Raw genomic sequence first — 25,627 nt, 5'->3', positions numbered from 1 at the left:
CATAAGAGCGGAAAGGGGTTCGTCTATCTCATGATGTTTCGTCATTATTTTTTGCCGCCGTTCGATGAACTCAATTTCTTTTGTTTCCCGCATTCCGTAGGCAAATATACTCGTCCCGACAAACACTACGTCCTCCGTGAAGAAGGTGTGAAAGATTTCAGCTTGCATTTTATCGTAGGCGGCAAGGGGTATCTGGAGATCGATAACACGGTCTACGCCTTGAAGCAAGGAGATGTTTTTCTACACGTTCCGTATCAGAAAATGAGTTACCATATGTCGAATGACGAAAGTTGGGATATCTACTGGATGCAATTCAACGGCAACAAACTGACGGATTTCCTATTGGAAAGGGGCTTTCACGAATCCTCCCTCTGGTTCATGAACGAGAGCGAACTGTTAGAGCGATCTTTCCTCGATCTCATCGAAGAAGTAGAGCAGTTTAATATCTCCCGACCGACCAAGCTATCCGCACTTACCTATGCCGTACTGATTGAATTCATCAGCAACGCGATCCCTTTTGCCAACAGGAAAGGAAAGGGAAACATCGAGAAGGTCATTCAACTTCTACCTCTAATGCGCAAAGACGCCCATCTTCCCTATGATTTGGAAAGATGGGCGTCGGAAGCGGGCCTGACACCGAATTATTTTTGCAGCCTGTTTAAAAAAATTACGAAGATGACGCCGCTCTCCTATATAACCAAGTGCAGAATTCAAATCAGTAAACATCTGCTGCTCAGCGACCCGTCGATGCCCATCAACAAGATTTCAATCGCATCGGGCTATCCCAACCCGAGCTACTTCAACAAAATATTCATGGAGTTGGAAGGCATCACGCCAAGCGAGTTCCGAAAAAATCATTCCCAGCTTCAAGCTTTATAAGAAGAAGGCGACATGCCGGTATACTTCTTGAATTTCAGATGGAAATAATCCGCGTTCGGGTACCCGACCCGTTCGGCCGCCTCGCGCACCTTGCAGCCCTCGCGAAGCAGCTGGATCGCGCGTTCGATGCGCACTTTATCCAAATAGGCGTTAAAGCTTAGACCGGTATGGTTTTTGAACATTCGGCCCAAATAACCGCTGTGATAGTTAAACAGCTCGGCCAAGGTTTCCAGCCTCAGAGGATCCTTATAGTTTCTATCGATGAAATCCGTCATTTGCTTCATGATGGGTTCAGAGCTGCCTGTTCCCCTCATCTCGATCGAGAGTCGAAGAAACCGGTGTTCCATCTCTTCGATCAAGCCGGAGAGATGACGGTGTTTATGCATGTTCGCAATCATGGAAAGACAAGGATCGATGGCCGGCTGCCGGCCGGAGACGGCTGCCAACTTCACGACATGTACGGCGAGTTTGGCGAAGCTTGATTTCACCGCAAGCTCTGTCTGGTCGTAATGGCTGATTTGGTCGGCCGCTTCCTTCAGCACGCTGCAGATATTTCCCGCGTTTCCGATCTCCAGCGCATAATAGATCCGACTGGCCAGGGCTTGGATGTCAGGCTCGGGGGCCGGCTCCCGGACCTTCTGCTCCTCGGCCCGTTGTCCGTGGATCTTGCCCGGCGCAAGCCAAAAGCTGCGGTTCATCAGATCTTTCGCCGTCCTATAGCTGTGGATTAGCGCTTCCACATCCCCCACGATCTGTCCCGAAGCCGCCGTAAACGTTGAGCCCGAATGGAATGCCGCCTGGATGTTCCGCAGCCCATTCCCGTTAAATTCATCCTGGGCGTTGCGGTCAATAAGCAATACACCCATATCCGTTCCGACTGGAAATACCCAGCCGATATTCCTGTCCTCCACATACTCGAACAAGGCTTCCTCAAACAGAGTCTTAGCTGCCGCGGAATCCCCCGTTTCCCCGGGGTTAAACCGAAAGAGAGTAATTTGAAACTGTTTGCCGGAACCGCCGAGAAAGCCTTTCAATTCCTGCAAATGGTTTGCCAGCATCCGCCTGTTCGGATCATTCACGAGGACGGCTTTCAGCAGCTCAGCCCGACGGACGGTCTGGGCTTGTTTCATTTTCCGCTCCGCGATGATCCGGTCGAGGATATACTCGCCGATTTGCTTCACCAAGAGCCCCAATTCTTTCTTGTTGATCGGCTTCAGCAAATAGCCCTTCACACCGTAGCCGATCGCTTGCTTGGCGTAAGCAAAATCGGAATAACCGCTCAAGATGACAAAGCAGCACTTCTCATCGACTTTCCTGACTTCTTCGATCACTTGCAGACCGTTCATGCCCGGCATTTTAATATCCACGACCATCAGATCCGGGGACAGTTGCAGATGCTTGGCCAAAGCCTCCACACCGCCCGACGCGTCGCCGACCACGCGAAAACCGTACGATTCCCAGTCGATAATCGTTCGAAGCCCTTCCCGGATCATCGGTTCGTCATCCACAATCAACACTTTAAGCGCTTTCGCTTGCGTTTCCAAGTTGCGTGCCTCCCAATGGAATTTGGAAAGACACTCTCGTGCCTTTGCCTTCTTCCGTGTCGATCACAAGACCGCAGGGTTCCCCATACATCATGTACAACCGTTGGTGAACGTTTCGAAGTCCGATCCGGTAATTTTCCGTCTCCTCCATATCGCTCAGAGAAGATAAGATTTCTTTACGTTTCGCTTCCGGAATCCCGCAGCCGTTGTCCGTCACTTCAAACCGAATGAATCCGCCAGACTTATAGATCGATATATCGATCTTGCCTCCTTGCTCAACGTCGTCCAAACCATGAACGACAGCGTTTTCAACAAGCGGCTGGATCACGAGAGGAGGAATATGAAACTCTTGGCCTTCGACTTTCGGATCCATGTGAATGCGGAACGTTAACCGGTCGTCTCCCAAACGGAACTTCTGAACCTCCAAATAGCAGCGCACGCTTTCCAATTCATCTTCCAAAGGAATATTGCGGGAACCGATGTCGAGGTTGCGGCGGATGATAAACCCCAGCATCTCGACGACGGATGCGAGTTGATCTTGCCCCTTGATGTGTGCGTTCATGCGGATCGATTCAAGCGCATTGAACAGAAAATGGGGATTGATCTGGCTCGCCATCATTTTCAGCTTGATATCCCTTTGGCGCAGTTCCAGCCGGTTTTTGATCCTTTGCGATTCGGCCACTTCGTCCATGAGCCGCCTGAGGCTGGCTACCATGTTGTTGAACTGCCTGGACAGCAAACCGATTTCATCGTTTCCCCGGATCTCGGAAATGATTCGCAAATCCCCAAGCCCTACCTTGTACAATTCCCGGTTCAGAACGCGGATTCTTCTGCTGAGGACGCCCGAGAACATATAGATGAGGATAATGGCGATCAGAAGACTGCCCGCGATGATCAGAAAACCGAGTATGCTGACATGCTTGGCCTCGTTTACGATGCTGTCGATTTCGAATATGGAGATGATATGAATCCCGCTTGTTTGCGGCTGCAGATCCTCCACGATCGCTTTGCAAAGTTTGCCGTTGTATTTGATCTGATAAGTTCCCGTTGGCTTGCCGGTCAGTTGATTCCCAAGCTGCAGCTCCGAAATGTGGGCATGATTCCAAGCCGCATGATTGGACGCGGCAATAAAGCCTTGTTCATCCACGATCATCGTATCAAAAGGTTCTTGCCGCAGAATCCCATTCAATTGATCCTCGTTAACGGCAATGACCAGCACCCCGCTTGTTCGGAATTGCGGGAAGGTGATTTTGCGTACCAGACTCAAATATTTTTTGTTCTCTTTCGTTTCGTCGGCAAGATCGAACCAATGGACGATGTTCTGTTTCATCGCATTGCGATACCAGAAAGCGTTTTCGATTTTGTCGGTTACCTTGATAAACTCCCAATTGTCGAGAAGAGACGGATTCGTGGTATAAAACCGGATGCTTGAAATCTCTTTGTTCTGCTCGAGATACTCTTTGAAATTCGAATAGTCCCAATAGGCATGCACCACGTCCAGCGTAGTCGGATATTCGGCATTCACCGTATACATCAATTTTCTGTCCGCCTGCAGGTTTCTCGATATCGCCGTCGGCACGCGGGTCAGATCGAGCATTCGTTGCTTGACCCGATCTACGTTGTTGATCGTTTGCAGGGTGGCTTGCTCGATCACGTCCTGCCGATATCGGGCGGTCAAGAAGATTCCGACAATAAGTACGGGAATAAATACGACGAGAACATAGGATAAGATCAGCTTGTTCTTAATTCGGACATTGTTTAAATACTCCTGGATGACGAGAAGCCGACTCATCTTCGGGAATCGCTCCCCCCTTGGTGTTGTGGAACGAATAGAAGCCGCCGAAGCAGAGTCGCTTCGGCAGCCGTTCAATACGATATTATCATTGTCCGTTCCAAAGTTCTAATCTTTCTTTCAAATACTTCGTAAAATCTTTTTCCATTTTTTCGGCGCCATTTTTATCCAGCTCCTGCATGAACGCATCCCACTTACTGTCGAATTCGGACGGCTTTGCAAGAATAATTTCCGGAATCCGTTTCCAAATGACGTTTTTACGGAGTTTCTCGGCAATGACGTTGGCGTCCGAATCGACCGGAATCGGCAAACTCCACGCCGCGCCCCATTCTTTGACCGGGAACTCGCTGCTTTTCGGGAACATGTCCCTCCAGGTTGTTTTGCCGTATGCCGCCAACACTTCTTTCTCGATCGGAGTATATTCGTTCACGATCTGTTCCGGGAATATCGGGGTATAGAAGTTTCCGCTCGGATCCTTCATGCCATCCGCGTAACGAAGGGAGTACCCGTAGGATCCGATTCCTGTTTCCTTAAAGAATGTGTTGGCATTATTGACTTTTTGGTCCAGCACTTCTTTCGGAATCACCCGCTTGCCGTTCTCTACAACATATTGCTTGCCTTCAACGCCCCAATTGTTCAACACTTGGCCTTCATCCGAAGCGAGGAAATCAAGGAATTTGATGGCGCGTACCGGATCCTTGCAATCTTTGGTAATGCCGATTCCCCAGCCGCCCGAGAAAGCCCACACCTGATTTACCCGTGTCTTCATATCCGGGGAAAGACTGACATCGTATATTCCGAAGGTGCGTTCGGCTTTACCTTCCTTGATCAAGGAACGCTTCGCATCGTTGAATTGCCAGGTTGCGCCAATCATGCCCAGAACGCGGCCGCTGGCGATTTTTGCTTTCCATTGGTCGTTCTTCTGAACGAAGGATTCGGGATCGATCAAGCCGATGTCGTTCATATGGTTGAGCCAGCGGAAGTATTCTTTCTCTTCGGGCCGTTTGTAGTGAAGGGTGGCTTCCTTCGTCTCGGGATCGACATAATATTCTCCGTCGTCGGCAGCGCCCGTCGCAATGAATGCCGGGTTGGTGACGGTGAAGATGATGTTCCAGTCATCGGCGTTCAAGGAAAGCGGAATCGTTTTCTGGCCGTCAATGGTGGGGTGTTTCTCATAGTAGGTTTTAATCGCGTTCTCGAAATCCTGAAGCGTACGGATTTTCGGATAGCCCAATTCCTTTACGACCGCATGCTGCAGCATGAATGGACCCACCGCATCCGTTACGCCTTCGACCTCCGGGGAAGATATCGTTTCGAGCGTAGGGATGAAATAGATCGAGTGGTCGTCCTTGCTCCAGCGCATATGGGTCAAGTTTTCTCCGGCCACTCTTTTGATGTTCGGCGCGTATTTGTCGATCAATTCGGTAAGATCCAGCATGGCGCCTGCGTCGACAAGCGTGGCCGCCCCGCCGGCAGGAGCGATCAGATCGGGATAGTCGCCGCTCGAAGCAATGAGCGCAATGTCCTGATTATCGTCCCCCAAGGAAAATTTGATGTCCAGCGAGACGCCTGTCTTGGCCGTGATTTCCTTGCCGACATCATCCTGCATTTTGTTCCAGTTCGCATTTGTTGCTGCGGAATACATGCTGAAGGTGATCGGAGATTGGTCTGCCTTCTCGCTGCCTGTTGCCGTGGTTTCGGCCGGCGTGCTCGCGGAAGGACTGCCGCTGCTCTCGGAATTTTTGCTGCCGCTGCTGCACGCAGCCATAAACAAGAACAGAATGGCGGCCATCAACAGGCTGATAGATTTGGTTACTCTGCTTTTCATCGGAAATACGGTTCCCCTTTCCATTCTCGATATATTGTACGAACAGGTTGCCCTGGCCTTACCAAGTTCAGCTTTTCACGGCGCCCAGCGTCATCCCTTTGATAAAGTACCGTTGCAAGAAAGGATAAACAAGCAGAATCGGCACCGTAACGATCATCGTAATGGCCATCTTGATCGATTCCGGCGATACTTTGCTCTGCATCTCAAGCAAGTTCTGCCCGCGAATTTGGGCTTCGTTCCCGGACGTCGTGCTTTGTAAAATTTTCATCAGCTCGAATTGAAGTGTTGTCAAATTTGCATTATTGGAATTGAACAAATAAGTGTCGAACCATGTATTCCACTGTCCAACGGCCAGGAACAGCGCGATGGTCGCGAGCACCGGCTTGCACAGAGGCAGCACGATACTCCAATAGATCCGGAAATCGTTGGCGCCGTCCAGCTTGGCCGATTCCTGCAGGGAATACGGAAGCCCGTCGACAAAAGAACGGATGACGAACACGTTAAAGGCACTGACTAAGCCAGGGAGGACATAAACCCAGAAGGAGTTCATCATCCCGAGGTTGCGGATCAAGATGAAGAATGGAATGAGTCCCGCCGAGAAATACATGGTTAAGGCCAGGAAAATGGATACGAACCGTCTGGCGATGAAATCTTTGCGGCTCAGCGTATAGGCCAGCATGGACCCCGAGAGAAGTCCCAGAATCGTACCGATGACCGTTCGCAATACGGAATTGCGAAAGCCGGTAATCAATCCCTGGAACGCGAAGATCGTATCGTAATTTTCCAGCGTGAACGCTCTCGGCCAAATATGGATGCCGCCTTTAACGGTGTCGTTGGAATCGTTGAGCGAAATCGCGAGAACGTTCAAAAAAGGATATAACGTAACGGTGATTACGAACAGCATGATCAGAAGATTCAAACCGTCGAAAATCTTGTCGGACCGTGCCGCTCTTCTTCTGCGCGTTTGCCCTGTCATCTTCTAACTCGCTCCTTAAATAACACTTTCCTTGGTATATCTTTTGAATAACCCATTCGCGATCAACAGCAGGACAATTGCGACAGCCGAATTAAAAATCCCGACAGCGGTTCCGAAGGAATACCGGTTCATCCCGATCCCGTAATTCAGGGCATACAGGTCAAGCACTTGCGAATACTCGATCACCAGATGGTTGCCGAGCAGGAACTGTTTCTCGAATCCCGTGCTGATCAAATGGCCGATGGACAGGATTAACAAGACTGAGAAGGTAGGTCTAATCCCAGGGAGCGTGATGTGCCATATTTGCCGTATCCGTGAGGCCCCGTCCACCTTCGCGGCTTCGTACATCTCCGGATCGATGCCCATCATAACGGCCAAGAAAATAATCGAATTCCACCCGGTCTCCTTCCAGAGATCGGATAGGGTGACAATCCCCCAAAACCATTCTCCCTTGGCCATGAAGTTGATAGGACTATCGATGATATGGAGGCTCATTAACAATTCGTTGACGATGCCGCCGTTAATGGAAAGCATCTTCGTAATCAATCCGGCGACAACGACCCATGACACGAAATGAGGCAAATAAGAGATCGTTTGCACGGCACGCTTGAACAATGAGCCTTTGAGTTCGTTAAGCAGAACCGCGAACAGGATCGGAACGGTAAAGCCTGCAATCAATCCCATTACACTCATGGCGATCGTATTTCTCAGCACCTGATAAAACAGGTCGTCATGGAACAGCTCCTGGAAATACTTCAGGCCCACCCACTGCTGATCAAATAATGACCTGCCGAAGCGGTACTTCTGAAAGGCCGTGATCCAGCCCCACAAGGGAAAGTAACTGAACACAAAAACCCAGATCACGAATGGAAACGACATCAACAACAAGTATTTCTGATCACGGATCGTTCTTACGACTTTCATTCCGAGATGTCCTCCTCCCTTGTTGAATATTATAAAAGCGGTGTAAGCGGATACATACCCTGTTGAATCACCTTGTTTTCATGTCAATATTAATCGTGTGGGCCCGGCCAAAATACCATAGCAAATTCTTACATGAAAAATCAGTTAATTATCGAGGTATCGAAGGGGGCAGCCGCCTGCTAAAATAAAAACCGGTAAACGCTTACATTTTTTTGAAAAGGAGGTTTGTGACTGGCATCGTTCTTCATAATGAATGCGGGAAGCTGCGAAACCCATTCAAACCAAAGGAGAGTGAGAGTATTTATGAGCATGAAAAAAACGTACCTATCGCTGCTGCTGGCCGTCGCGATGCTGTTGTCCTTGCTGCCGTTCACGCCTTCGTCTTCTGCCGCCACCGCCATGCAGTCGTATGTGAGCGCGATGCAGCCCGGGTGGAACCTGGGCAATACGCTTGACGCGACGGGAGCCGACGAGACGTCTTGGGGCAACCCGGTCGTCACGCAGGCTTTTGTACAGCAAATTGCCGCCCAAGGCTTCAAGAGCATTCGTATACCGGTGACCTGGATGCAGCATACGGGGCCTGCACCCGGCTATACGGTCGATCCGGCATGGATGAGCCGGGTACAGCAAATTGTGGACTGGTCGCTGCAAGCCGGTCTTTATGTCATGATCAACATGCACCACGACTCGTGGCAATGGGTCAATACGATGCCCGCGAATCACGACGCCGTTCTTGCCGAATATAAGGCGGTATGGACGCAAATCGCCAATCGGTTTAAGAACCATTCCAACAATCTTATGTTCGAGAGCATTAACGAACCGGTCTTTGACGGTGTGGACGATGCAACGCAGTTTTCGCTGCTCGATGAACTGAACACGGCCTTCTACAATGTAGTAAGGGGAACCGGCGGAGGCAATGCCACCCGTCCGCTCGTACTGCCGACGCTGCATACGGGTTCCGGGCAAACCTATTTTGATTCGCTTAACGCCACCATTACGAAACTGAACGATCCGAATCTGATTGCGACCGTCCATTATTACGGACTCTGGCATTTTAGCGTTAACATTGCGGGATACACGAAGTTCGATCAAGCATCGATCGACCACATCGTGAATCAGATTGACGGCGTCTATAACGCGTTTGTCTCGAAGGGGATCCCCGTCATCATCGGCGAATACGGACTGCTCGGCTGGGATTCCGGTGAAGGTGTGCCCGAGCATGGCGAGATGCTGAAGTTTATCGAAAATTTTACGCAGTATGCCCGCTCGAAGGGCGTTACTCATATGCTGTGGGACAACGGCCGGCACTTTAACCGTACGACCTACCAGTGGCGTGATCCAGACCTTTACAATGTCATCATGCAGAGCATGACGGGCCGTTCGTCCACCGCCAACACCGACTTGATTTTCCTCAAAAGCGGTACAGCTGTCCAGGATGCCGTCCTCGACCTGAATTTGAACGGCAACAGCTTCGTCTCGCTCAAGGACGGTTCCGCCACGCTAAGCCCCGGCACGGACTACACGCTCAGCGGCAGCGTCTTGACGGTCAAAGCGAGCGCGCTTGCCAAGTACGCTTCGGGCTCATTCGGTGAGAAGACGGTATTGACGGCGAATTTTAATGCTGGGCCTGCATGGAAAATCCATGTGCGTTACACCAATAAGCCGGTACAGTCGCAAGCTTCGGGCACAATCGGGGGCGGGCTGGTGATTCCGACATCCTTCAACGGCGATCTGCTTGCCACGATGGAAGCCGTATACGCAAGCGGCGGCAACGCCGGTCCGCAAAACTGGACGTCTTACAAAGAGTTCAACTACACATTCACCCCCGATTATGCGAATAACACGATCACGATTAAGCCGACTTTCTTCGCTGAAACGACCGGCGGCACGATCAACCTCACGTTCCATTTCTGGAGCGGTCAAATCGTGAAATACCAGATTTCGTTGAAAGGCAATCGCGTCACCGGCAAGCCCATGTAATATTTTTGAAGCGATAGTCGTTGATTACGGGGGAGGTGCACCCGCCTTCACTTGTAGGGAAAACCTCCTCCTAATTTCCGGGTTCGTACCCGATTGCGATAAATTGAAGGAAAACCTCTCCCTAATTGAACGTTTTTCGCGGAAAGTACCGATTCCGTCGAAATTAGGGGGAGGTTTTCCATCAAGGGCCTTGCGCCTGATCGATCGTTTGCAATATTGGATCAAGTTAACCTAAAGCAATCGTATAAAGAACATCTTTCTTGGCGATGAATTCGGTGCATCCGTCATTGACCCGAGCCGTATCGACAGGAGTGCCATCCTGTTCGTATATGGAAAGCCTCGCCGCATGCGGAACGCGGAGCCTGCAGGCGCCGCCAAGGCTTGTCACGAGCGCTGCTTCCTGCAGCTTCCCGTCTGCCCAACGCAAATCCACGGTATAACCGCCTCTGCCCCGCAGGCCTCGTACCGAGCCGTCCGCCCACGCTCCGGGCAGTGCAGGCAAAAGATGCAGCTCGCCGGCATGGCTGTGCAGCAGCATCTCCGCGATGCCTGCCGTTCCGCCGAAATTCCCGTCGATCTGGAACGGCGGATGGTTATCGAACAGATTGGGCAGCGTGGAGTGCCGAAGCAATTCAAGGAAGTTGGCATAAGCGGCCTCGCCGTCCTCCAGCCGAGCCCACATATTGATGATCCAGGCCCGGCTCCAGCCGGTATGTCCACCGCCGTGCGCCAGCCTGCGTTCGAGCGTCACTCTGGCCGCCCGCGCCCATTCCGGCGTGCGGCGCGTCGTGATTTGGCTTCCGGGATGTAGCGCGAACAGGTGGGAAATATGCCGATGGCCCGGCTCCGCTTCTTCATAATCGACGGCCCATTCCTGAATCTGCCCATGTTTGCCGATTGCCGGTTGCGGAATACGCCGCAGCGTCTCCTTCACTTTCCAGCGGAAATCCTCGTCACAGCTCAGCAGCTCGCTCGCTTCGATGCAGGCTTGGAACAACGCGTATAGAATTTGGCTGTCCATCGACGGTCCGGCGCATAGCGTTCCGGATTCGCCGTTCGGCAGCAGATACGTATTCTCCGGGGAAACGGACGGGCTCGTGACGAGCATCCCATCCGGATTTTCAATCAAGTAGTCCAGGAAAAACTCGACGGATTCCTTGATCGCCTCATAGGCCCTGGACAAATGGTCCCGGTCCCCTCCGAATGCGTAATGCTCCCAAAGATGCAGACAAAGCCATGCCGCCCCCATCGGCCAATGCGTAGCCGGCATCCAGAGGTCCTGCGGCGCGGTATCTCCCCAAATGTCGGTGTTGTGGTGAGCGGCGAACCCTCCGCAGCCATACATCACTTTTGCCGTCCGGCGGCCGTTCGATCAGATCGAATAGCGGCTCGTGGCATTCGGACAAGTTGCACGTCTCCGCCGGCCAATAGTTCATCTGTGCGTTAATGTTGATCGTGTACTTGCCGCCCCAAGGCGGAATCGTATGCTCGTTCCAGATGCCCTGCAGATTGGCGGGCAAGGAGCCGGGCCGACTGCTCGCCATTAATAAATAGCGGCCGTACTGGAAGTACAGCGCCGCCAGACCATGGTCCTCTTCTCCCTGCCGCAGCCGTTGCAGCCGCTCGTCGGTTGCCAGCCCGGACAACTCGCGATCTTCCGCCCCGCCGAGCCGCAGCTCCACCCGCCGGAACAAGGCGGCATGATCGTCCGCGTGTGTCTGAAGCAGCTCGGCATACGGCATCCCGGATGCCGCCTCGAGCGCATCCATGCAGGCTTGGTACGGGTCCGCCTCGCGGAACGTCGTGGCGGCGGCCAGCAGCAACGTCACGCTGTCCGCTTGCTCGACATGCAAATATTCGCCGAGCGTGCGAACCGCTCCCCCCTCGGGGAAAGCGGCGAGTACGGCTGCGAAGTCCGAGCCGCCGCGGCCGCCGCATGAACCTGTCATGAAAATCGCATTGCCGTTAACGGACGACACCTGATCCACATAATAATTGTGCACTCTTGACAGTTGAGCCGAGAACGAAACCGAACCGGGCCGGGCCGCTTCCACGCGTACGGCCAACACCCCGGCGGGATAGCTGGCGAAGTATTCCCGCCGATAGCGGACTCCTTCCGCCTCGTATGTAACAGACCCGACGCCCCGCTCCAAATCAAGCGAACGCCGGTAATCGCTAACCTCCCGGTGGCCGAATTGCAAATACAGCTCGCCCAGGGTCGTGTAATGGCGCATTTGCAGCGGCGTACCGGACATGGCCTCGGCGGCCAGCTTCTCCGCATCGCTCAGTCTGCCTTCCGCAATCATGCGGCGTATGTCCGCGAGGGAGGTCAGCGCATCCGGATTGTTCCGGTCCATCGGCCCGCCGTACCAGACGGAGTCTTCGTTCAACTGCACCCGTTCACGGTCGCTATATCCGAACACCATCCCGCCAAGACGCCCGTTGCCGATCGGAAGCGCCTCATTCCATTCGGATGCGGGCTTCCGGTACCACAAGCTCATCGTACTCATACCCAACGTATCCTCTCTTTTATCCTCGCACCCGCATTCCATGGGAAAACCCGCAAAACGCCAACTCTCGTCCGTTTGCGGGCCTTTTCCTTTATGAGTCGATTTCAAGGATCTCTACCCCGTAAGGCTCCAGCTCCAGGTTCGGCGCGGCGATCGTTCCGGTCAGCAGACTCTTCATCGGCCGCTCCAGCTGGACCGCGTTCGGTTCCCGGCTCAGATTGAGAACGAAGAGGACCGACTCCGTACCGCGCTTTCTGCGGGACAGGTGCACCCCTTCCGGCAAGTCCGTCCGGGCTTCGATTCCGGTTTCTCCGGCGATCATCCCGAACAGTGACCGCAGGTAAGCTTCCTCCGGGAACGTTCCGACGTAGTAGGCTTGTCCGCTGCCCAGCCGATTCCTCGTCACCGCCGGCGTGCCTTTATAGAAGGATTCGGCGTGCCGGGCGATCGGCTCGGCGCTTGTCGTTTCCAACAAATCGTTCCATAAACCGCAGGAATAAAGATTTCCGCTCTCGTCTTGGATGGCATGTACGCCCGGGCCGATCGGATCGTACTCGGAGACGCGGACGCCAAAGCAATCGGCCAAGGGACCGGGAAGCTGCAGCATATGGCACTGGTTGTTCGTCCGCTTGACGCCCGTTCTCGGCGTGGCGACCACCGTGCCCCCTTGCTCTACGAAGCTGCGGATCTTGGCGGCCGTATGCTCGCCGATGACGAACAAGGACGGAATGACGAGGAGCTTGTACCGGGAAGCGATTTGATCCGGGGTATGAAGGACATCCACGCCAATCCCCAACTTTTGGAAAGACCGATGAACGGCTTTCATGTGCTCATAGTAATCGAACCCGTCGACTTGAGGCTGCAGCTGCAGCGCGGTGTGGCTGTCGAAATCGTACAGGATGGCCGCTTCGTTCTCCACGCGGGAACCGTACAGACGCTCGGACAGAGCGCCCGCCTCCTCCGCGAAACGCCGGAATTCGGCGAGCCGCCTGCCGGGCACGTTGCCATGATCGATCAGCCCGTGCCAGAATTGCTCGGCGCCGGCAACGCCGCTCCGCCAGCGGAAGAAGAGAACGCCGTCGGCCCCCCGGGAAATGCTCTGCCAAGCGAACGCGCGAATAAACCCGGGGTACGGGCTTGGCCACGTAGGCATCCAGCTTCCGGGCGGACCGCCGTACTGCTCCATGACCCAGAAGTTTTTCCCCTTGATCCCCCGGATCAGATCGAGCAACAAAGCGCCGCTATAGGGGTTGCTTACTGCTTTGTCGGCACTGGAGGCCGGATAGTAATCGATGGACGCGAAGTCCAGCTCCCCGTACAAGGCTGCCAGATCGAGAGGCAGCGGGGCTGTCCACGTGTTGTGCGTGATCCATTGGCCTTCGCTGTGCTTGCGGATCTCTTCCACCTGAACACGCTGGAAGTTGACGACCGATTCGCTCTGGAATCGGCGATAGTCGAGCAGCAAGGACGGATTCATGTACCTCTCGGGCGTCTCGTGCAGCCCGATCTGCTCCCAGTCGCTGAATTCTCCGCTCCATACGACGGTCCCCCATTCCCGGTTGAGGCGCTCGAGGGTCCCGTATTCGTTCCTGAGCCATTCCACGAATCCATTCTTGCAATGGCGACAACGGCACATGTGAAGCATAAACTCGTTATCCGTCTGCCAGCCGATGACGGCGGGATGCTTGCCGTACCGCATCGCCATTCGTTCCGTAATGATCCGGGTGAATCTGCGCATCGACGGGCTGTTGTAGCATCGGTGCCCTCGAACGCCCGGTCGCGACGAAGCCTGTCCGGGCAAATCCGGCAACACGTCGGGATAACGCTGCGTAAGCCATGCCGGAGGCGTCATCGTAGGAACGCCGAGCACCACCTGGATGCCGTTGCGCTGGAACAGATCGATCGCATCGTCCAGCCAACCGAAATCGAACCGGCCTTCCTCGGGCTCCATGCGGCACCAGGCGAATTCGGCCATCCGGACGACATTCACGCCGGATTCCTTCATGAGCCGAGCGTCCTCTTCCCACAGTTCCCGGTCCCAATGCTCCGGATAATAATCAACGCCGATTCCGATCATGCTTGGATGTGCTCCTCAGCCAGGCCTTCGTATTCAAACCAATCGAAATGCGCCGGCGTTGCAGATCGAATGCCGTTGCCGGTCGCGTACATGGCGATGAGTACGCCCGTAAACCCGCCGGCGAGTTCCGTGGACAGCATCGAGCATTCCCCGCGTCCGAACCAGAACGGCTCCCCGGCGTCAACGCTTCCGGAGAACCCGAAGGCGTACTGTTCCTTGTCCGCCTTGACAGTCAGCACGACCGAATCCGCGGACCATGGCGCCTCGTTCTCCACCTTCCACATACTCCCGATCCTTCTGCGGCAAATGATCTTGCGTTCGCCTGCGATTCGGGTCACCGCGATCTCGTAATGGAACTTCTGGTTCATGTACACGGTAATGCCCGCTTCTTCCCCGTCCCGCTGCGGCGCGAACGTCAATAACGCGGACGCTCGGCAATGGAAGTGCTGCTGCCTTCTGCCGACGAAAGCGGGGGAGCCGGCGTCGTTCAAGGTCGCCGGGGAGCCGTGCAGTGTCAGGCAGCTCTCCCGCTCCGCGAGCGACCAGTTGTCCGGATCCGGCGAACGCAGGAAATTCCACTGCGGCGCGAGCGCAGAATCGTCAAAGCCGTCTCTTGCCGAAGGCGCGGCTGCCGGCTGCAGCGGAAGACTGCCGGCCGGCATCGTCTCCGAGGCGGTGCCGTTATCGCCCACAATCGGCCACCCGTCTTCCGTCCACGTGACGGGCGCCAGGAACGTCTCTCTCCCGAGGTGATGCTTATTCGGATAGCTGGCCGGCCGAACGCCGAGGAACACGGTCCACCAGCTGCCGTCCGATGCTTGAACGAAATCCGCGTGACCCGTCGACTGGATGGAATTGCGCCGGCTCCGATGGGTCAAGATCGGATTGTGCGGACAGCTCTCGAACGGACCGTCCGGCCTCTTGCTCCTGGCGATCGTCGCCATATGTCCGTACTCGGTTCCGCCTTCGGCGATGAGGAGATAGTACCACTCTCCGATCCGATAAAGATGCGGGGCCTCCGGGTACTGGCCGCCGGTCCCTTCCCATAGTAACTTGAGTTCGGAAAGCCGTTTCCCCGTCTTCAAGTCGATCCGGCTCTGGAAGATGCCGCCGTTCGCGGAGGACGTGAAATAAACCGTTCCATCTTCGTCGAAGAACAAATCGGGATCGATCCCCGGGTGATCCACCCAGATCGGGTCGGACCATTCTCCGCGCGGATCGTCCGTATGCACGATGAAATTGCCGCCTTTCGTCACGTTGGTAGTCGTCATGTAGAACGTGCCGTTGTGAATGCGGATCGTCGGCGCGTAAATCCCGCAGGAGCTGGGAACGTCGACAAGATCCAATTGCCCGGGCCGGGTCAGGCAATGGCCGATCTGCCGCCAGTTCACGAGATCCTTGCTGTGAAAGAGCGGTACGCCCGGAAAATACTCGAAGGAGCTGGTGACGAGATAATAGTCTTCGCCGGCTCTGCAAACGCTGGGATCGGGATGGAAGCCGGGAATAACGGGATTGCGATAGGTCTGCATGTTCAGATCATTCTCTCCTTTAAAATGCTTGCTTGTCCTGATATTGACGAATAACTGCCTAGACTTTCCCCATCATGATCATAGGACGAATTTACGCGGTTTAACACCACTCGAATTGTTCGCATTTTCATGCAATTATTTGACATCGTGCATCTTATTCACTCCAAAGCTTCACGCGGTCTTTCACCAGCTTGGTAAATTCTTCGTTCAGCTTGTTGACTCCGGCTTTCTCCAGATCCAGCATGAATTTGTCCCATACGGCGTCGAATTGGTCCGGCTCTGCCAGAATCGCTTCCGGAATGCGCTTCTTCATGATATCTTCGCACTTCTGGAAGAGAACGTTCGCTTCGGAGCCGGTCTCGAAGTTTATGTTCCATGCCGAGCCCCACGGCCTAACCGGGAACTCTTCCTCGGACGGCCATAATTCCCTGAAGCTCTTGATATGGTAGGCAGCCAATGTCTCTCTGTCCGCTTGGGTGTATTCCTTCTCGATTTGTTCCGGGAAGACCGTGGTGTAATAATTGCCCGTCGGATCCTTCACGCCGTCGCCGTAGCTCGGTCCTATTCGGTACATATCTACGCCTGTCGTTTTCCTAAAATTTTGGTTATCATTGATCTTCATCTTCAGAAGGTCGTCCGGGATGACGCGTTTGCCGTTCTCCACCTTGTAATGCTTGCCTTCGATCCCCCAGTTGACCAACACTTGCCCTTCATCGGACGCCAGAAAATCCAGGAACTTGATGACGCGAGCCGGGTCTTTGGCGCTCTTCGTGATCGAGATGCCGGTACCCGCCATGTAGCCAGTGCTCTGAAAGTCATGTCTCTTGTAAGTTTCGTTCAAGGTAACCGGGAAGTGCGCGTAGGTTTGATCGAACTTGCCGTCTTTCCTCAGCAATGCTACTGCACCGGAGAAGTCCCATTCCATATCGATGAGTCCCAGAACGCGGCCGCTGGCGATTTTCGCGTTGTACTGATCCGTCTTCTGCACGAAGCTTTCCGCCTCCAGCAAGCCAATGTCGTGCATATGGTTCAGCCATCTGAAGTATTCCTTGTCTTCCGGACGAAGGTAATGGAACTTCGCCTCATAGGTTTGCGGATCGATGTAAAATTCGCCTTCATCCGGCGCGCCTGTCGTGGCGACGGCCGGGTTGGTGACGGTAATCAAAATTTGCCAATCCCCTGCGTTCAGGGTCAAGGGAATGATCGGTTTACCGTCGGCCGTGGTCTTGTGCTTGTCATAGTAAGCTTGAAGAGCGTTCTCGAAATCCTTCACCGTCTTGATCGGCGGATAGCCAAGCTCCTTCAGCACGGCATGCTGCAGCTCGAAGCCGCCGTCCGCATTGAAGTACGTTTGGTTTACCGGAGCTGTCGGCAGAACATAAATGCCATGGTCGTCATTGCTCCAGCGCAAACGCTTCATGTGATCGCCATACAGCTTCTTGATGTTCGGCGCATGCTGGTCAATGAGCGGCGCCAAATCGATCAATGCGCCGGCGTCCTTCAGCTGGCCCACGCTGCCTTTGGCCGCAACCATATCCGGATACTCGTTGCTTGCCACCATCCGGGCGAATAGATCCCCGTCATGGCCGTCAATCGGGAATTGCGCCTTGATGAAGATGCCGGTTTTTTCCGATATGAGTTTGCCGACTTCGCTCTTCATGTCGTCCCAGAGCGGATTGTTGTCGCCTACAGCGAAAGTAATCGTCATGGGTGTAAGATCATCTTTCGTTGTTGCGGGTGACCCATCCTTAGACGAAACCGGTGCCGCAGAACGGCTTTCGCTGTCGGTATTCGGCTTGATGCAGCCGGTGGCCGCCAACAAGGCGATCGCCATCAGAACGCTCGCCACTTTCGTTGCGGTGACTTTCACGGCATTCTGCCTCCCTAGCCATAATAAAAGCCGTTAAGTACTAGGATATTTCCAGTGGAATTGGCTTTGCCTTGGGCGGGGCTCCTTTAAACGAAGAAGGGTAAACTCCCACATATTTCTTGAATTTGCTGCGGAAATAATCCACATTGGGATAGCCTACCAGCTCCGAAACCAGGTAAACCTTGTGACCTTCCCCGAGGAGCCGGATCGCTTGCTGAATACGAATCTTATCCAGGAAGGTATGGAACGAGTCGCCCGTATGCTGCTTGAACATTCTGCCCAAGTACCCCCTGTTGTAATTGAACATCTCCGCAAGCGTTTCCAGCTTCAGATTTTCCTGGTAATGCCGCTGAATGAAATCTATCACTTGCTTGACCACGGGCAGGCAGCCGTCCGCCCCCAGCCTTCCCGCCAGTCCGGCGAGCTGGGCATGAACGGCGCTCACCACCTCATCGTAATGGGTGTGCTGATAGAGCTCGGCCAGCAGAGGCGCATAGTCCTGGATGTTGACGCTTGGATGGAGAACCGCCAGCTTGTTCAGAGCTACAGATAGCACTTGGGCAAAGCCCGACTTGATCGCGGCTTCGGAAGAATCGAAAGCCGCAAGCGCCCTTCCCGTCTCCTCAATCGCCTCCGCCACCTCTTCGCGTTTGCCAAGATCCAGCAGGTAGAACAGCTTGAGGGCCAGCGCTTCCAGATCCGGAGGCGCATCCTTGTTCGGCGCCGCCGCCGAATGACTCAAGTCCGTTTCCGTCTCCAAGTGGATCCGTCCTCCGGCAAGCAAAAAGCGGTTTTTCAACACTCCCAAGGCGCCCTCGTACGATTGACGGATATCCGCCAGGTCATAGACGATCCTTCCTGCGGCGGCAGTGAAGCCGAGATTCGTCCCGCAGGCGTCTTGCAGCAACCGGGTCCATTCGTTAAAGGCGGCAGGCCGACTGAGATCTTCCTTCAACAGGAATCCGACATACGATCCGGTTTGAAACCCGTACCCGAGTTCCTCCGCTTTCACGGCTTCCAGCCATTTCCTTTTGACCGACTCCAGATCCCCCATCCCCGCAAGAGAGATGTCCTCCGCCTCTGCCAGCAGAATCTGCTTGGATTTCCCCGCAAAAAGGGTTAAAGGCTTCAGTGCGCTTTCCAGTTCCGGAGCATACGCCGGATCCGCTGCGATCAGCTTGAGGATAAGCTCCTCCTGCAGCGCATCGGAAGGGATTCCGGACCATTTGCCGCGATCCGACAGCTGGTCCAGACTGGATCTAATGCGCAGCAGTTCCTTCTTCAGCTCCTCTTCATCGATCGGCTTGAGCACATAGCCGCTGACATTCATTGCGATTGCTTGCTTGGCATAGTCAAAATCGGCATATCCGCTCAGAATGAGAAATTGGCAATCCCCATCCGTCTTGCGAATTTCGCGGATCGCTTCAAGACCATCCATGACCGGCATCCGGATATCGATGACGATCAGTTCGGGAGAAAGCTCTTGATGGAGAGCAACTGCCTTTCTTCCGTTCGAGACGTCTCCGACCACGCGGAAGCCAAGAGCATCCCAATCGACAATTTTCAGGAGCCCCTGCCGGATTGCCGGCTCGTCGTCGACCACCAGTACTTTATACATGCAATTTTCCCCCCAACGGTATGGAAAATGTTACCTTTGTACCGGATCCCGGCGGGCTTTCCAGCTTTAGCCCGTATCCTTCGCCGTAAGTCAGAATGAGGCGCTGATGCACGTTGCGGAGTCCGATCCGATACTCCTCGGCATCCTCCAGGTCCTGGAAGGAAATCCCGATTGCCCGCATTTTGTCCTCCGATATGCCGCTCCCGTTATCCTCCACCGTAATCACGACCCGGTCCGACTCCACACGCGCCTCGATGCACACGATGCCCCCCTCTTCAACCTCCTCCAGCCCGTGCACAACCGCATTCTCTGCCAGAGGCTGAACGATGAGGGGCGGAATTTCCACTTTCTCCGCCGCATCATCCAGATGGAGCTTGTAGGTCAAACGTTCGTCTTCGAAACGGAATTTCTGAATTTCCAAATAGCAGCGCACAATCTCAAACTCTTCCTTGAGCGTGATCTTGCGCGCTCCGATTTCGATGCTGCGCCTCATCAGCTTCCCCAAGAGCTGCACGACGTTGGAGATCTCCTTGTCACCTTTCACATACGCCTTCATTCGGATGGACTCCAGCGTATTGAACAGAAAGTGCGGGTTGATTTGGCTCGCCATCATCTTCAGCTTGATGTCGCGCTGCCGCAGCTCCAGCAGGCTTTTCTGCATGTGGGACTCGCTCACTTCTTCCATCAGGCTCCGGATGCTGGCCAGCATGTGGTTGAACTGTTTGGATAACAAGCCGATTTCATCGTTTCCATCCACTTCCGAAGTCACATTCAGATTGCCCATGGAGACTTTGTTCAACATCCGATTAAGCAGAAGCAGTCTGCGGGACAACAAGGAGGAGGTGAAGTAGATCAGTACGCACGCGATAAACAAACTGGCCGCAATGATGATGAACCCGAGCCTGCTGACCCGGTTTGCGCCGCTCACGATGCTGTCGATCGTAAAGACCGAAACGACCTTGAGCCCGTTCCGGCTAAACGGAGGAACCACTTCCTCCACGACGATCTTCGTGGGCTGCCCCTCATAATGAAACTCATAGGCGCCAGCCGGTTTATCGCTCAAATCTTTGGCAAAATCCAAGCTTTCGATTTTCCGGCCGACCCACTGCGGGTTTTTGGCAGCGACAATAAAGCCCGTCGCATCGAAAATCATCGTATCGAACGGCTCCTGGCTCAGAATCCCGCCAAGCTCATCCGGATCCAAATCGATGACCAGCACTCCGTAGGAACGGTACAGCGGGAAATCAATCCTGCGAACAAGACTGAGATAAGGGCGGTTTCCCTTCGTTTCATCAGGGACGTAATGCCAACCGATGGACGAGCTGGATTTGTCCAACGCCTCCCGGTACCAGTCCGAGTTCTTGACGGACTCATCCGCGCTGAGAAACTCCCAGTTGTTGATGGGCAACGGATTGGCCGTATAGAAGCGGACGTTGTCAATCTCCTTGTATATCTGCACGTAGTCCCGGAAATTGCGAAAATCCCATAACGCTTTGACCAAGTCGAAGATATGCTCATAGCGGGTATTGACCAAGTTGGATAACCTGTCATCCACCTGCAGCTTGTTCGAGATTTCAATCGGCACCCGCAGAATGTCCGAAACGCGTTTCTTGATTTTATCCACGTTGTTCCTGGTTTGCTGGGTAGCTTGGTCAAGGACGTTCTGGCGGTACGAAGCCGTCAAGATCGTACCCACGAGAAGAACCGGGATGAACACCACCACCACGATGGAAATGATCAGCTTATTCTTTAGCCGGATATTGTTCGTCTTCCTGACCGCGGCGAGGATCTTGCCTCCCATTCCGGATCTCCTTTCGGATGTATGAGCACATGACCTTGATGACGCTTTCATAAGACCCATGATAGACACATTAGGGCTATCGTTGCTTCACCTTGATATTATACCCCACAAATACTAGATTTTTTACCCCCGTTTGATGAGTTTAACTTTTTCTGTTTTCCTCACTCCGTCGACCGATATGCATGCCCCGATCATCATAATGTCTGCCAGGAAGCAGGAACGAGGGATTTCAGCTTGCATTTCTTGATAGGCGGCAAGGGATTTATCGAATTAAACGATACGGTCTGCAAGCTGAAACAAGGGGATGCCTTTCTTCATGTTCCGTTTGAATTTACGTGCAACGCCATTTCTTTCTCCAATAGGAGGAGGAAAGAAAAAATCGACGCGATCATTGAGCTCCTTCCGATGATGCAAAAAAACTCGCATCTTCCTTTTGTCCTGGAAGAGTGGGCAAATCAAGCCGGGCTGACTCCGAATTATTTCTGCAGCCTTTTCAAAAAGGTAACCAAGATGACCCCGCTTGCCTATATAACGAAAAGCCCGGCAATGTAATCTGTCAGTAAGGCGGTGCTCAAGCTTCCGGCAATAAAGAGCAATAACGAGCTCATTAAGAGCTTCTTCCTCCCCATTGCTGCCGTCATCGAGATCACGAGCGGGGTACCGATCGCATACGAAAGCGAATAGGCCGTAATCAATTGGCCGGCCATCCCGATGGATACATGTAATTCCTTCGCAAGCATGCCCGATATCCCTGCGACGACAAGTTCGGCGGTCGCTGTAAGAAAGATTCCTCCGGTAAGAAGATAGATGATCGGTCGGTTCATTCGCTTACTTCCTTTCTTGACCCCATAACGCTCGCTTAAGGGCTCCAATATACTCGCTTCTTGCCCGTCGACTTATAGCGGCGTCCGGAACGATATCGTCAAATCCATGGTAACAACCCGGTTATACATGAAGCTCCACAGGTACACCGGCCTGAGCCAGACGGGTGACGTACTGTATCGTCTCATCTCTAAAGGGATCCAATCATTCCGACACCGCACAAAAGAATCAAAAAATGAAGTAAGCTTCATCCCCCCAATCAACAACACTATTTCCCTGATTAATAACATAATCAGAAGAATAGTTCCATCTCCCTATTCTCCACGGTCAATAATCACAATATCACGACCTTATAATCAGACACACGCTACGCTTCGTCATCATGGGCTATTTGATTGCTGACGTATCGGGCAGAGTTCCGCTCGCCATTTTCCAACATGTTTCTATAATTGTTCCTTGAAAACATAGCGAATTGTTTGGGTATCCAATCTTCATCCAAACATATTAAAATATCGAAACGGGAGGGGGTGAATTTTGTAAGCGCTTCAATGCGAAGAGAGACATCAGTACTGCAAGTAAAACTATTTGCCCTGAATTTCGAAAAATCTCTGAACAGCCATCAGTCTAAGCAAGTCCGAATCTTCCTGTGAAATGCCACGAGTTTCGGTCGCATCAAAAACTTCCTATTTGGGTTCGAAACGTTTTTGAGCATCGATAATATGGTTAACAACATGAGGAGGCAGCTTATGAAAAGGAAAAAATTATTAGCTCTAGCCGCTTGTATTGCAATCGTATTTACTCCTGTAATCTCTCCGTCTAAGGTGGCCCATGCAAGTATTTACGGCGCTCCGGATGGGTGGAGGAATCTTCAAGACTTTTATATCTTCAAAGATACTTTCAGCGGGACGGCCGACAGCAGCGGCGGATTGGAAACTGTAAACGGTGGTTTGCCTGTTGATACGCAAGTAACCTTTGAAAATTTACCTTCATTGAGATTTAATGTTACAACTAGTGGAGGTCCGTTGAAAGCCATGCAAGTAATGGCTGGATGGGCAAATCATGATATTCACAATTATGTTCCTAACGGATACTTGGAATTCAATGTAAAAGGGAAAAATGGCGGGGAGCAATTTAAAATCGGCGGCGATGACCATGTAGAGAGACGTACGTCGGGTGTTGAACACACGATATTTAAATCCATAACGGATTACGTTACCGTTACAACGAATTGGCAGCATGTAAAGATCCCATTAAAGGATATTTACAATAACCCAACGTTTGATCTGGATGAATTCAATGCAAAGTCTATCCTACTGGACAGAGTGAACGATGTGCCGTTTACGGTTTGGATAAACCAGATTAAATTAACTTCTCCCGATAAAGAACCAGCATTTCCGGCTATTAAAGTAAATCAGGTGGGATTCCGGAACGCTTCCGAGAAATATGCTTATGTTTCCGGATTTGAGGATGAATTAACCGCTGATGTCGGAACCCAATTCCAGGTAAAGAGAGTTGCTGACAACACAGTCGCATATAGCGGGCAGCTGGTCCTCGACAAGAATTATGACATTGATTCCGGAGAAAGGGTTTTAAAAGCTGTATTCTCGGACCTTAAAGAAACAGGTGATTTTTACATTACGGTTAATGCGGCCGGTATAAATAATTCTCCCAAATTTAAGATCGGTGATGCCATTTATAAGCCTTTATTGGTCGATGCGGCAAAATATTATTATAATCAACGTTCAGGAATTGTGCTTTCGTCACAGTACACTCCTTTCCCGAAGGATGATCACATTAATGATACGATTGCCTACTTCGCATCCAATCCTGCGGTTACTAAAGACGTATCGAAAGGTTGGTATGATGCCGGCGATAGAGGAAAGTATGTAAGTACCGGATCAGAGTCGGTTAGGACTCTATTATGGTCTTATGAGATGTTCCCGGAGACCTATACGGATAATCAGTTAAATATTCCGGAAAGCGGAAATGGCGTTCCTGATTTCCTTGATGAAGCACGATGGGAACTTGAATGGCTTCTTAAAATGCAAGACTCAGCAAGCGGCGGTGTTTACTCAGAAGTCGCGTCAGATGGGAATGATAGCAAGAGGGTAATACTTGATAAAGTAGGCAATATCGGAAATATAAGGGCGACCAATGATACTGCATGGGCAGCGGCTGTTTTCGCACAGGCTTCAATAGATTATGCCAATTATGATTCGGTGTTTGCTGCTAACTGTTTGGCGGCTGCTAAGCGTGCATGGGGGTTTCTCGAACAGAATCCCGATAATATTAAAGGAGCAGATGCTTATGCAACTGACTCCGATAAAGCCACGAGGCTGATGGCTGCCGCATCTTTGTATCGGGCTACCGGCGAGGCAAAGTATAACACCTACTTCTTGAATAACTATTCGCAAAGTAAGGCCATCTTTGAGGATTCGACAGGAGATTGGATGGGCGGCTGGCATTGGGCATTTTTCTACTACATGAAATCTGCTAACCGCGACATGACTGCTGTGAACTGGTATAAAGATGAATTTACGATTTGGTCAAATTTAAAATTGAATAGATATCAAAACAATGCTTGGAATAATACGGCTAATCAGGGGAATTATTACTGGGGAAGCAATAACATAATACTTAATACGGCTACAGAAGCGCTGATTGGTTCCAAACTTCTTGATATGAATAACGAAACGATTAAAAATATGGCGCTTTCTTCATTAAATTATATTCTTGGCGCTAATCCATTGAGAAAAAGCTTTGTAACGGGATATGGCGACGACAGCCTTAAAACCGTATATGGAATTTTGAACAACTATCCTGGGTCAGAGGTACTCAAAGGGGTTATGCCGTTAGGACCAAATAAGTATAATAATCCAGGCATCTCCATGTTCCCTGCCAAAAACTACATGGATAGCGCTACCGAATGGACCACGAATGAGCATACTGTTGGTTCGACTGCCAATCTGGTGTTTGTGACCGCATTTGCCGCCAGCGCTCAAAATGCAACAAATCTGGTAGCAAATCCGGGATTTGAAGCGGATGGGACCGGTACGCAGACACCAACGGGATGGACGGAATGGAGCGGTACCGGCACGAACAACGCTTCTTATACCGAAACTAACGGAGGGGCCCATAGCGGTACCTATCATCTGACGCACTACAACGGTCAGACGGGAAGCTGGAATGTTTACACCTACCGCACGTTTACAGGATTGGCCAACGGCACCTATACCTTGAAAGCTTGGGCAAGACGAAGCGGAAACGGGTTCGTCGTCAGTCAATTGGAGGCCAAGGACTTTGGCGGAAGCACATTGTCTGCTGCGATTCTTGACTCGCCAAGCTACCAAGAGGTGACCGTATCCAATATTAATGTCACGAACGGACAATGCACGATTGGCTTCTGGACGCAAGTCAATAATGGCAGCAACTGGCCCTATGTTTTTATGGATGATGTATCATTCACAAAGAATTAAG

15 protein-coding genes and 2 pseudogenes are annotated in these 25,627 nt (G+C 52.4%); 3 read left to right on the top strand and 14 right to left on the bottom strand.

Annotated elements, in window-relative coordinates; genetic code table 11:
• Positions 1 to 30: 30 nt before the first annotated feature.
• Positions 31 to 879 (top strand): AraC family transcriptional regulator, encoded by an 849-nt coding sequence (locus GE107_RS03735; protein ID WP_255570155.1) that lies wholly within the window; start codon positions 31 to 33, stop codon positions 877 to 879.
• Here GE107_RS03735 and GE107_RS03730 read toward each other — a convergent pair.
• The 5 genes from GE107_RS03730 to GE107_RS03710 form a co-directional block, all read right to left on the bottom strand.
• Positions 867 to 2,423, bottom strand: coding sequence for a response regulator transcription factor (locus GE107_RS03730; RefSeq protein ID WP_219638150.1), 1,557 nt, complete (start codon positions 2,421 to 2,423; stop codon positions 867 to 869). The two genes, GE107_RS03735 and GE107_RS03730, sit on opposite strands and share 13 nt — an antisense overlap.
• Positions 2,398 to 4,215, bottom strand: coding sequence for a sensor histidine kinase (locus tag GE107_RS03725; protein ID WP_219638149.1), 1,818 nt, complete (start codon positions 4,213 to 4,215; stop codon positions 2,398 to 2,400). The genes GE107_RS03730 and GE107_RS03725 overlap by 26 nt, the downstream gene beginning before the upstream one ends.
• An 88-nt stretch (positions 4,216 to 4,303) precedes the next feature.
• Entirely contained in the window at positions 4,304 to 6,043 is a 1,740-nt protein-coding gene (locus tag GE107_RS03720; RefSeq protein WP_219638148.1) for an ABC transporter substrate-binding protein, read from the bottom strand.
• A gap of 67 nt (positions 6,044 to 6,110) precedes the next feature.
• The gene (locus GE107_RS03715) at positions 6,111 to 7,019 is read right to left on the bottom strand and encodes a carbohydrate ABC transporter permease (RefSeq protein WP_219638147.1); all 909 of its coding nucleotides are present in this window, start codon (positions 7,017 to 7,019) and stop codon (positions 6,111 to 6,113) included.
• A gap of 15 nt (positions 7,020 to 7,034) precedes the next feature.
• The gene (locus GE107_RS03710; protein ID WP_219638146.1) at positions 7,035 to 7,943 is read right to left on the bottom strand and encodes an ABC transporter permease; all 909 of its coding nucleotides are present in this window, start codon (positions 7,941 to 7,943) and stop codon (positions 7,035 to 7,037) included.
• A 303-nt stretch (positions 7,944 to 8,246) separates the two neighbouring features.
• On the opposite strand from GE107_RS03710, the gene GE107_RS03705 reads away from it, so the two are divergent.
• Complete coding sequence (locus GE107_RS03705; RefSeq protein WP_219638145.1) at positions 8,247 to 9,923, top strand: cellulase family glycosylhydrolase; 1,677 nt, start codon at positions 8,247 to 8,249, stop codon at positions 9,921 to 9,923.
• Positions 9,924 to 10,149: 226 nt separating this feature from the next.
• Here GE107_RS03705 and GE107_RS27380 read toward each other — a convergent pair whose 3' ends face one another.
• The 9 genes and pseudogenes from GE107_RS27380 to GE107_RS26340 all read right to left on the bottom strand — a co-directional run.
• Positions 10,150 to 10,461: a glycoside hydrolase family 95-like protein gene (locus tag GE107_RS27380; protein ID WP_483298234.1), complete on the bottom strand. Its 312-nt coding sequence runs from the start codon at positions 10,459 to 10,461 to the stop codon at positions 10,150 to 10,152.
• A 54-nt stretch (positions 10,462 to 10,515) separates the two neighbouring features.
• Positions 10,516 to 12,424: pseudogene (locus GE107_RS26975) on the bottom strand (glycoside hydrolase family 95 protein); the annotation flags it as partial.
• 100 nt (positions 12,425 to 12,524) lie between these two features.
• Positions 12,525 to 14,510, bottom strand: coding sequence for a beta-galactosidase (locus GE107_RS03695; RefSeq protein WP_219638144.1), 1,986 nt, complete (start codon positions 14,508 to 14,510; stop codon positions 12,525 to 12,527).
• Complete coding sequence (locus GE107_RS03690; RefSeq protein ID WP_219638143.1) at positions 14,507 to 16,039, bottom strand: glycoside hydrolase family 43 protein; 1,533 nt, start codon at positions 16,037 to 16,039, stop codon at positions 14,507 to 14,509. The genes GE107_RS03695 and GE107_RS03690 overlap by 4 nt, the downstream gene beginning before the upstream one ends.
• A 154-nt stretch (positions 16,040 to 16,193) precedes the next feature.
• Positions 16,194 to 17,873 (bottom strand): ABC transporter substrate-binding protein, encoded by a 1,680-nt coding sequence (locus GE107_RS03685; protein ID WP_255570209.1) that lies wholly within the window; start codon positions 17,871 to 17,873, stop codon positions 16,194 to 16,196.
• Between the two features lie 76 nt (positions 17,874 to 17,949).
• Positions 17,950 to 19,527, bottom strand: coding sequence for a response regulator transcription factor (locus tag GE107_RS03680; protein ID WP_219638141.1), 1,578 nt, complete (start codon positions 19,525 to 19,527; stop codon positions 17,950 to 17,952).
• Positions 19,520 to 21,328, bottom strand: coding sequence for a cache domain-containing sensor histidine kinase (locus GE107_RS03675; protein ID WP_219638140.1), 1,809 nt, complete (start codon positions 21,326 to 21,328; stop codon positions 19,520 to 19,522). The genes GE107_RS03680 and GE107_RS03675 overlap by 8 nt, the downstream gene beginning before the upstream one ends.
• A 524-nt stretch (positions 21,329 to 21,852) precedes the next feature.
• Positions 21,853 to 22,152, bottom strand: coding sequence for an MFS transporter (locus tag GE107_RS03665; RefSeq protein ID WP_219638138.1), 300 nt, complete (start codon positions 22,150 to 22,152; stop codon positions 21,853 to 21,855).
• Positions 22,153 to 22,156: 4 nt separating this feature from the next.
• Positions 22,157 to 22,354, bottom strand: a pseudogene (locus GE107_RS26340) (alpha/beta hydrolase); the annotation flags it as partial.
• A 542-nt stretch (positions 22,355 to 22,896) separates the two neighbouring features.
• Between GE107_RS26340 and GE107_RS03660 the strand changes: the two are divergent.
• On the top strand, positions 22,897 to 25,626 hold the full coding sequence (locus GE107_RS03660; RefSeq protein WP_219638137.1) for a glycoside hydrolase family 9 protein: 2,730 nt from the start codon (positions 22,897 to 22,899) through the stop codon (positions 25,624 to 25,626).
• Position 25,627: the final 1 nt, after the last annotated feature.

Source organism: Cohnella sp. CFH 77786 (assembly GCF_019400745.1).
Classification (GTDB): domain Bacteria; phylum Bacillota; class Bacilli; order Paenibacillales; family Paenibacillaceae; genus Cohnella.
This window is presented reverse-complemented; position numbering and strand designations above follow the sequence as displayed.